Origin of the sequence: Bradyrhizobium sp. I1.14.4 (genome assembly GCF_050435825.1) — a bacterium.
Lineage (GTDB): Bacteria > Pseudomonadota > Alphaproteobacteria > Rhizobiales > Xanthobacteraceae > Bradyrhizobium.
This window is the reverse complement of record NZ_JBNDLA010000017.1, coordinates 132,228-141,601: the sequence shown is the minus strand read 5'-3', so window position 1 is coordinate 141,601 and position 9,374 is coordinate 132,228. Positions and strand designations below refer to the sequence as shown.

9 protein-coding genes are annotated in these 9,374 nt (G+C 64.7%); 4 read left to right on the top strand and 5 right to left on the bottom strand.

Annotated elements, in window-relative coordinates; translation table 11 throughout:
• Positions 1-272: 272 nt before the first annotated feature.
• Positions 273-1,673, bottom strand: a complete 1,401-nt coding sequence (locus ABIB78_RS27720) for an MFS transporter (protein ID WP_429030061.1) — start codon at positions 1,671-1,673, stop codon at positions 273-275.
• 333 nt (positions 1,674-2,006) lie between these two features.
• On the opposite strand from ABIB78_RS27720, the gene ABIB78_RS27715 reads away from it, so the two are divergent.
• The 3 genes from ABIB78_RS27715 (at position 2,007) to ABIB78_RS27705 (ending at position 4,234) form a co-directional block, all read left to right on the top strand.
• The gene (locus ABIB78_RS27715) at positions 2,007-2,561 is read left to right on the top strand and encodes a fasciclin domain-containing protein (protein ID WP_429030059.1); all 555 of its coding nucleotides are present in this window, start codon (positions 2,007-2,009) and stop codon (positions 2,559-2,561) included.
• A 180-nt stretch (positions 2,562-2,741) separates the two neighbouring features.
• The gene (locus tag ABIB78_RS27710; protein WP_429030057.1) at positions 2,742-3,374 is read left to right on the top strand and encodes a cytochrome b/b6 domain-containing protein; all 633 of its coding nucleotides are present in this window, start codon (positions 2,742-2,744) and stop codon (positions 3,372-3,374) included.
• Positions 3,375-3,448: 74 nt separating this feature from the next.
• Positions 3,449-4,234: a molybdopterin-dependent oxidoreductase gene (locus ABIB78_RS27705; protein WP_429030054.1), complete on the top strand. Its 786-nt coding sequence runs from the start codon at positions 3,449-3,451 to the stop codon at positions 4,232-4,234.
• 127 nt (positions 4,235-4,361) lie between these two features.
• Here the strand turns inward: ABIB78_RS27705 and ABIB78_RS27700 are convergent, their stop codons facing one another.
• Positions 4,362-5,540, bottom strand: coding sequence for a YbfB/YjiJ family MFS transporter (locus ABIB78_RS27700; RefSeq protein ID WP_429030052.1), 1,179 nt, complete (start codon positions 5,538-5,540; stop codon positions 4,362-4,364).
• Positions 5,541-5,629: 89 nt separating this feature from the next.
• Positions 5,630-6,493, bottom strand: a complete 864-nt coding sequence (locus tag ABIB78_RS27695; RefSeq protein WP_429030050.1) for an EamA family transporter — start codon at positions 6,491-6,493, stop codon at positions 5,630-5,632.
• A 248-nt stretch (positions 6,494-6,741) separates the two neighbouring features.
• Between ABIB78_RS27695 and leuB the strand changes: the two genes are divergently transcribed.
• Positions 6,742-7,854: a 3-isopropylmalate dehydrogenase gene (gene leuB / locus ABIB78_RS27690; RefSeq protein WP_429030048.1), complete on the top strand. Its 1,113-nt coding sequence runs from the start codon at positions 6,742-6,744 to the stop codon at positions 7,852-7,854.
• 112 nt (positions 7,855-7,966) lie between these two features.
• On the opposite strand, the gene ABIB78_RS27685 is transcribed toward leuB, so the two are convergent.
• Both ABIB78_RS27685 and ABIB78_RS27680 read right to left on the bottom strand, forming a co-directional pair.
• Positions 7,967-8,374 (bottom strand): hypothetical protein, encoded by a 408-nt coding sequence (locus ABIB78_RS27685; protein WP_429030046.1) that lies wholly within the window; start codon positions 8,372-8,374, stop codon positions 7,967-7,969.
• Between the two features lie 176 nt (positions 8,375-8,550).
• Entirely contained in the window at positions 8,551-9,345 is a 795-nt protein-coding gene (locus tag ABIB78_RS27680; RefSeq protein ID WP_429030045.1) for a hypothetical protein, read from the bottom strand.
• Positions 9,346-9,374 lie beyond the last annotated feature (29 nt).

Below are 9,374 nucleotides of genomic sequence, written 5' to 3'. Positions count from 1 at the left end.
ATCTCTCTCACGGACGGCTCCCTTGTCTGAGATTTGCAACAACCTCATTCTGGCACAACTGATGCCGTAGGGGGCCGTCCACCCCATCAACCACAGGGTTGGATTATTGAGCGCGCCGTGGCTCCAGCGACGCCTGATGACGGCCATTCGTGGTTATGGATCCCGGCTCGCGCGGAGCCTGTCATCGGGCGGCGCTTCGCGCCGACCGTTGGCTTGGCCGGGACGACAGTGTGCCATCCATCCGCAGTCCGGATTAGTGACCACGCTTCGCCTCACTCGATGATCTCGTTCAGCTCCTTGCCGGAATGCTCCGGCACGAACAGGAAGACGCCGACCGCCATCGCGATCATCAGCACGGGGATGCAGAGGAACGACAGCGCGAACGAGCCGGTGTGCTGCTGGAGTGCGATCGAGACGAAGGGAAACAGCACGAAGCCGACGAAATAGGCGATCGCCCAGACCACGCCGTTGGCGGCGCCGCGGATGCGGGTCGGGAAGATTTCCGCGGTCAGCGTCGTGCTCGGGCCCCAGAAGCCGAGGAAGCCGAGACACCAGAGAAGCCCGAACGCCCACAGCAGCACGCGGTCCTCGGAATAGACCCAGAGCGTCATGAAGATCGCGCCCTCGATCAGGGTGATGATGAAGGTACGGCGGCGACCGATCTTGTCGATCAGCCAGCCGACCATGCACAGTCCGAGGAAGCCGCACAGGCCATAGAACACGTAGAACAGGCTGTATTCGGTCGTCGACCAATGCTTCTCGGTCGACAAATAAAGCGGCATCCAGGCGCCGACGGTGCCGTAGATGCAGGTGCTTGCGCAGGCCACGAACAGCGCGACCAATGTCGAAGGCAGCACGTCGGGCATGAACACCTGGCGGATGCCGACCGACTTGGCCTTGCCGAACCAGGCGCCGTCCTCGTCGCTGACCGTGCCACCGCGGGCCAGCGTGTCCGAGATGCGCCGCTTGCGATCCTGCGCACGCACCCAATAGGGCGATTCCGGGCAGGTGGAGCGGATATAGATCGCGAGCAGCGCGATCACGCCGGGCACCATCACGGCGATACGCCAGCCGAAATCGGCGGCGACCAGCCCGGTGATCGCGCCCGCGAGCGTGGCGCCAAGGCACCACGCCGACCGCGTGATGCTGATCACCCGCCCGCGCAGCCGGGCCGGCCAGGTCTCCGCCACCAGCATCGAGCCGAGCGACCATTCGCCGTTGAGCGCGAAGAACAACAGCGAGCGCGCGATCACGAAGACCGCAAAGGTCGGCGACAGCGCCGCGACCGGCATCAAGAGCGAGAACAGCGCGATGTTGACGGCGAGCAGCGTGCGCCGACCGTAGCGGTCGGCAAGCCACGGCCAGAAATACAGCCCGGCGATGCCGACGAACAGCGCGATCTGCATGCCGGAGCGGTATTCCGGCAGGCTTAGCGCAAACTCCTTGATTACCATCGGCGAGATCAGCGCGAAGATCACGCCGTCCATGCCGTCAAAGCCCCAGCCGAGCGCATTGGCGGTGGCGATGTGCCAATGCGTTTTGGTGAGCTCGATGCTGCCGGCGACGGCGCGGTAGTTGGCGTATTGCAGGTGTTTTTGCTCGAGTGGGCCGACGTCGCTACCTGCTTCGCTCACCGCAGGCGCGGAATGCCCATCCGCCGTGATGCTGCTCATGAGATGATGCCTCCCCGCTGCCGCTTTCTGCGAAGCCGTGCCGCAATCTCAGGCTGAACCAATCAAGGAGTGGCGGCAAGCAAATTACTCGCGGCAGCGCACCCGTCCATTCCGCTGAATGGAATGGTTGGCGGGATGCGCAAATCGCCGCGCATACGAAACGCGCTCCAGACGGTTTCAGGAATCACAAAGAGTTATTTCCGGAAACCAGACCGAAAACCTCCCGTAGCTCAGGCTGACGACGCCGCTCTCATCAATCAACACGCGCCGTTGTTGCCCCTTCATCGCCGGCGAAGCTTCGCCGGCTGCATACCTCATTGGGAGACGAAAACCATGTCGAAGCGTATTGCCTATCTCGCTGCCGCCGCCTTCAGCGCCCTCGCGATCAGTGCCACCGTCGTGGCGCCGGTCCGCGCCGAGGAGAAGACCGTGATGGTCGGCGGCGCCGCGATGTTCCCGTCCAAGAACATCGTCCAGAACGCCGTCAATTCGAAGGATCACACTACCCTCGTCGCGGCGGTGAAGGCCGCAGGCTTGGTCAGCACGCTGGAAGGCAAGGGCCCGTTCACGGTGTTTGCGCCGACCAACGCCGCGTTCGGCAAGCTGCCGGCCGGAACCGTCGACAGCCTCGTGAAACCCGAGAACAAGGCGACGCTGACCAAGATCCTCACCTACCACGTGGTGCCGGGCAAGCTCGAGGCCTCCGACCTCACCGACGGCAAGATGCTGAAGACCGCCGAGGGCGAGGAACTGACCGTCAAGAAGCAGGACGGCAAGGTCTGGATCGTCGATGCCAAGGGCGGCACCTCGATGGTGACGATCTCCAACGTCAACCAGTCCAACGGCGTCATCCATGTGGTTGACACCGTGCTGATGCCGGCGACGTAGCACCCGACGGGCCGATCTGGTCCCTGAGCGCCTTACGAAATAGCGAGCCGGAGCCCCGCCCCGGCTCGCATTTTTGTGACCGCGAAAGGTAGCCTATATCAAACTGATAGCGCGCGACCCCGTAACGAAACGCCGGTTCCGGGCGTATAACCCGGTAACGACCACGAGCAGAGATGTTCCATGACGAGCCTTGCCGTCAGCGACCACCAGGCCGAGACCGCCACGCCGGCGAAGGCGATCCAGCCGGTCTGGGTGCGGATCGTGCACTGGACCAACGCATTCGCGATGATCCTGATGATCATGTCCGGCTGGCAGATCTACAACGCCTCGCCGCTGTTTGGCTTCACGTTCTCGCACAGCATCACGCTTGGCGGCTGGCTCGGCGGTGCGCTGCTCTGGCACTTCGCCGCGATGTGGCTGTTGATGGTCAATGGTCTGCTTTATCTGGCCCTTGGCTTCGCTACCGGCCGCTTCCGCAAGAAGCTGCTGCCAATCACCCCTGGCGGCGTGATTGCCGACACCAAGGCTGCGCTGACCTTCAAGCTGTCGCATGACGATCTCAGCAAGTACAATTCGGTGCAGAGGCTGCTGTATGCCGGCATCATCATCGTCGGCGTCGTCATCGTGCTGTCCGGCCTGTCGATGTGGAAGCCGGTGCAACTGCATTGGCTGGTCTCGTTGTTCGGCGGCTACGACTTCGCCCGCTATGTCCACTTCACCTGCATGGCGCTGATCGTCGCCTTCCTGGTGATCCACGTCGCGCTCGCACTGCTGGTGCCGAAGAGCCTGCGCGCCATGATCATCGGCCGTTAGGGCATGATCCCGAAAAGTGGGAACCGGTTTTCGGAATTGATCATGCCCAAAAATAAGAGTCTTAAGAGGTTGTCATGGGTCGTCTCCGCAAGCTCCTGATCCCCGGTGTCGACAAGAAGCTGCTCGTCCGCGACGCGGTGAAGACGATGCCGGAGCTGACGCGCCGCCGTTTCGTCACGGCGGGCACCGGCCTGGGTGCGCTGACGCTGCTGACCGGCTGCGACGTGGTCGATTCGTCGTCGGCGGAGGAATTGCTGAAGCAGGTCTCGAAGTTCAACGACGCGGTGCAGGCCTGGGTGTTCAATCCGGATGCGCTCGCGCCAACGTTTCCCGAGAGCATGATCACCAAGCCGTTCCCGTTCAATGCCTATTATGATCTCGACGATGCGCCGGAGATCGCAGGCGCGGACTGGAAGCTCGAGGTGCGCGGGCTGGTCGAGAACAAGAGGCCGTGGACGCTGGACGAATTGTACAAGCTTCCGCAGGTCAAGCAGGTGACGCGCCACATCTGCGTCGAGGGCTGGAGTGCGATCGGCAGCTGGACCGGCACGCCCCTGCGCGATTTCCTCAAGATCATTGGCGCCGACATGCGTGCCAACTATGTCTGGTTCCAGTGTGCCGACAAGGACGGCTACAACTCGCCGCTCGACATGCGCACGGCACTGCATCCGCAGACCCAGATGACGTTCAAATTCGCCGACGAGATCCTGCCGCGCGCCTACGGCTTTCCGATGAAGATCCGGGTGCCGACCAAGCTCGGCTTCAAGAACCCGAAATACGTGCTCTCGATGGAAGTCACCAACGACTACAAGGGCGGCTACTGGGAAGACCAGGGCTACAATTCGTTCAGCGGGAGTTAGCCATCGTCCCGGCGAAAGCCGGGAGCCATAACCACAAATCGTTGTGGTTGCGGGAGGCGTCGACCCGTGTGCCACTTCCGCGGGCCGCGGAGTATGGGTCCCCTGCTTTCGCAGGGACGACGGAGGATTAAGGCCCGACCTTCCGCTGAAAAGCCGACAGCAGCGCGCCGAGCGCGAGCAGCGCGGCCGAGACGTTCAGCGCAAATGAGAGATTGCCGGCGGCGTCGGTGATGGCGCCGACCACAATCGGGCCGAGCGTCTGGCCGATACCGAAGGCGATGGTCAACACGGCAATCGCAGTCGGCCAGGTTTGCGGCGGATAGTTCAGGCGCACGAAGGCGGTGGTAGATCCCACCACCGCGAAGAACGCGACGCCGAACACCAGTGCCGAGATCGCGAGCAACAGTGGCGCGTGCCCGAAGATCGGCAGGCTGGCGCCGAGCGCGTTGACGCCGAGGATGATGGTGGTCGCGAGCCCGCCGCGGTCGAGCGCCAGCACCCGCCGCCACACCCATGGCGTGACGAAGGCGCTGAGGCCGATCAGGCTCCAGAACGCGCTCTGTGCCATCGCGCCTCCGCCGCCGTCGCGGATATAAGCGATCATGAAGGTCATGTAGGCGATGTAACCGGCGCCGAACAGGAAATAGGCGGCGAGGTAGATCAGGACCGGCATGACGGCGAATTTGGTCCGCACGATGCCGCCGGCGGCGGCATGGCCATGGAATGGCGCCAGCCACAGCGGCACGGTCATGATCGCGGAAAGCAAGGTCATCGCCCACCACACGATCCACCATGAGCCGGCGCCAAAGCCCTGCAGCACGAAAGGCGCGATCAGGCCGGATGCCAGGATGCCGACACCCGGCCCGGCATAGAACAGGCTGAGCAGGAAGTTCGCGCGTTCCGGTCGCGACTGCGCGATCGTTGCCGCGAGCGCGCCGCCGCCGACAAAGCCGATCGCGGCGGCGAAGCCGACCAGCAGGCGGGCAAAGCTCAGCACCGCGAAATTGCCCGAGATGGCGCAAAGCGCCAGCGACAGCGCGCAGGCCAGCGTCGACCAGCGCACCGATGTGGCTAGCCCGAACCGCTGGATCAGGCGCGAGGCGAACAGCGCCCCGACCAGGTAGCCGGCGGCATTGATCGTGTTCATGAAGCCGGCGGCCGAATACGACCAGGCCAGCGAGTCACGCATGTCGGGCAGCACCAGCGAATAGGCAAAACGGCCGATGCCGAGGCCGACCGTCGGAGCGAGCGATAGAATAAGGATCAGTCGCGCGGGATGCGGGTAGGACGGGGTGGGGGCTCTCACAATTCACTCCGGCAATACAGCCATTGTGGCAGGCCGCGGCGGTCCTGCCCAGCGCCGGAGGCAGCAACACTGTCTTGCGTATCGGGCAATCAGGCGATCAGGACCAGCGCGACGCCGGCGACGGTCAGCAGGGTTCCGGCGACGATCCGCGCGGTGATCTCGACATGCTTGAGCATCATCGCGCTCATCGCCACGGTGACCAGCGGGTAGATCGCGGCGAGCGGCGCCACCAGCGTGATCGGGCCGTTGCGGACCGCGGCGAACAGGCTGAGCGCGCTGAGCCCGTTGCTGAGCCCGGTCAGTGCGAACCAGAAGCGGCCCTCGCGCGGCGCCTGCACCATGAAGCTGCCCTTGCGGATCCGCTGCACGGTCAGCACCACCAGCGAGGACATGACATAGCCGACCAGGCAGGCCCATAGCGGGCTCGGCCAGATCGCCAGCCCGAGCTTGGCGATCGGCGGCACGATGCCGCGCACCAGCGCGCTGGCGAGCGGCAGCAGCAGGGCCCAGCTGCGCCAGTGACCGAGGTCGCGCGGCCGGGTCACGGTGATAACAGCAGCCCCCGCGACCGCGACGACGAGGCCCAAGAGCTGCTGCGGCTGCAGCGGCTCGTGCAGCAGCACCACGGCGGCGGTGACCGCAAACAGCGGCGCAAGATTGCCCAGCGTCGAGGTGATCACCGGCCCGAGCGCCCGGTTCGACGCGAAGGTCAAGAGCGTCAGCGAGGCCGGGAAGAACAGGCCGATCGCCATGAAGATCGGCAGCGCGCGCCAGACCACCGGCTCGCCATGCAGGATCAGCGGCGACAGCAACAGGAACAGCAGCGTGAAGGAGGGCACGCTGATCGCTGCGCCCGACAGCGGCTCGACGGTGCGCAGGCCAAGCTGTGCCAGCACGACCCCGGCGCCGAGGAAAATCGCCGAGGCGAAGGCGTAGACAATGGCTGCAGTCATGAGGTCCGTCTTGTTGGCTTCTTCTTGGTTTCTTGGGGCGCGGGTTGCTCGTTGGGGCCATTCTGGGCCGATCCGGGGTGCCTTGCCAATCCGGCCCGGGCGTTTTAGCACTCCGGCCGGATTTTCTTCGCTCGTCATGCCCGGGCTTGACCCGGGCATCCATCCATCTTCCGAGATTTTTTCGAAGCGGGATGGATTGCCGGGTCAAGCCCGGCAATGACAACAAACAGGTATCTCGAGGTAACACCATGGCGACCCATAAACTGCTGCTTCTCCCCGGCGACGGCATCGGCCCCGAAGTGATGGCCGAGGTGCAGCGCGTGATTGACTGGCTGAATGCGCAGGGCATCGCGAAGTTCGAGACCGAGCAGGGCCTGGTCGGCGGCTCCGCCTATGACGCGCACAAGGTGTCGATCTCCGAGGGCGACATGGCCAAGGCCGTTGCGGCCGATGCCGTGATCTTCGGCGCGGTCGGCGGCCCGAAGTGGGACAGCGTGCCTTACGAGGTCCGCCCCGAGGCCGGCCTGCTGCGGCTGCGCAAGGATCTCGGCCTGTTCGCCAATTTGCGCCCAGCGGTGTGCTACCCGGCGCTGGCGGATGCCTCGAGCCTCAAGCGCGAGGCGGTCGAGGGCCTCGACATCATGATCGTGCGCGAGCTCACCGGCGGGGTCTATTTCGGCGAGCCGAAGACCATCACCGATCTCGGCAACGGCCAGAAGCGCGCGATCGACACCCAGGTCTACGACACCTACGAGATCGAGCGCATCGGCCGCGTCGCCTTCGACCTGGCGCGCAAGCGCCGCAACAAGGTGACGTCGATGGAGAAGCGCAACGTCATGAAGTCGGGCGTGCTCTGGAACGAGGTCATGACGGCGGTGCATGCGCGCGAATACAAGGACGTCACGCTGGAGCATCAGCTCGCCGATTCCGGTGGCATGAACCTGGTGAAGGCGCCGAAGCAGTTCGACGTCATCGTGACAGACAATTTGTTCGGCGACATGCTGTCCGACATCGCGGCGATGCTGACCGGCTCGCTCGGCATGCTACCGTCGGCCTCGCTCGGCGAAGTCGATGCCAAGACCAGGAAGCGGCGCTCGCTGTTCGAACCGGTGCACGGCTCTGCGCCCGATATTGCGGGCAAGGGCCTCGCCAACCCGATCGCGATGATCTCGTCGTTCGGGATGGCGCTGCGCTATTCCTTCGACATGGGCGATCTCGCCGACAAGGTCGATGCCGCGATCGCGGCCGTGCTCGCCAGTGGCTTGCGTACCGCAGACATCAAGTCGGAAGGGACCACGCCAGCCAGCACGACGCAGATGGGCGAGGCGATCCTGAAGGAATTGCAGAAGCTGCACGCATAAGACTGCTTCGTCACGCCTGGGCATGCGCCGCATCGCCTGGAATGGCAGAAGCCAAAATGCAAAATGCCCGGCCGGAGCCGGGCATTTTCGTATCGGCTGTTCGCCGAAATTCTCAGTACAGCGGGAAGGTCCGCGGATAGCCGCCGAGATCGGCCGGCGGGCTGAGCGGCTGGCGATCGATCGGGCGGTTGTTGTTCTCGCGCGCGAACGAGGGATAGCCGACATCCGGCGGATACGCGTAGTCGTTGAACTTGCGGTCGCCCGGCAACACTTCGGTGCCGGCGTCGAGCCACGAGCGCGTGGTGACGTAAACCCGCGTGCGCGGACCCTGCTGATAGACGCGGTTCGGACCCCGCTGGCCGTAATATCGGCGGCCGTCGCGGTCATACTGCTCTTGCTGCTTGCGCTTGCTCGGGCTCTGCTGCGCGCTGGCCGCGGTCATGCCAAACGCGGTTGCGGTGACGGCAGCCACGGCAAGCAACACCACGAGCTTGTTCGCGGCAGGGAATTTCAAGGTCATCGCATCCTCGTCATTACGGCCCCATCGGGGCTGGCGCGTCCGCCAAAATCACTCGGAACACATTGTAGCCATGGTGGCAGGGCCGTCACTAGGTCAATTGCGCCACACCGGCCGACATAATGCGTGTCCAAGCGCAAAAGTTTCATGAAAACCAGTACCTTGCCACGGTCTCGCCATCAAAAGGCACCGCGCAGGAGCGGGTTCTCGCTGCCCATCACCCAGTCGGCCGACAGGGCGGCCGGGCCGGAGGTAACGCAGTCGGCACGCCGCAGCTCGGCATGCGCGAACAGCGCGGCGAGCCTCGGGTCGTTGCCCGCCGCGAGCAGGGTCAGGCGGTTCAGCATGCAAACGAGCGCAGCACGCTGGGCCGGCAGGCTTGTGCCCTGGCAGGTCCAGCCGGAAATCCGCAGATCAGGCGCATCGGCCTGCTTGAGGAAGCCGAGGCAGGCGCGGCTGCCGTCCTGCCGCGCCGCGCGCAGCAGGGTGATGCTGCCGAACTTGCTGTCGACGATGCCGGCGGCCTCGATCTCGCGCACGCCGCCCGGGTCGAACCGCCCGGCAATCTCGGTGGCCGCGGGCCCTATGGTCTCGCCGCCGGGGCGGTAGATTTCCAGCTCGGCCGCCGGTGCGCCACCGGCGTCAGTCCAACGGAAGACGTCCTTGCGGCCGCCCTCGGGGTGCCGGAAGATTTCGTAAGTCTCTGTTTTATCTCGCGGATCGAGCCGGCTGATGGCGAAGGCCGGTGCCTGGCGGCCGGCCAGGCTCCAGCCCGCGGCGGCGGGGGCCGCCATCGCCGTTGCGTCCGGCAGCTGCTTCCATAGATAGTTGCCGAGGACGGCGAACAGCGCGAGCACGGCGGCATAGGCGAACAGCCCGGAGAGCGTGGCGTACACCTCGTCGACGAAGCTCGTCAGCGCTGACGGAATTCTCGTATGATGGGGCGCGGCCGGATCGGCCCGAAACAAACGCATCAAAACGCTCAAATGCTACGCAACGTTGT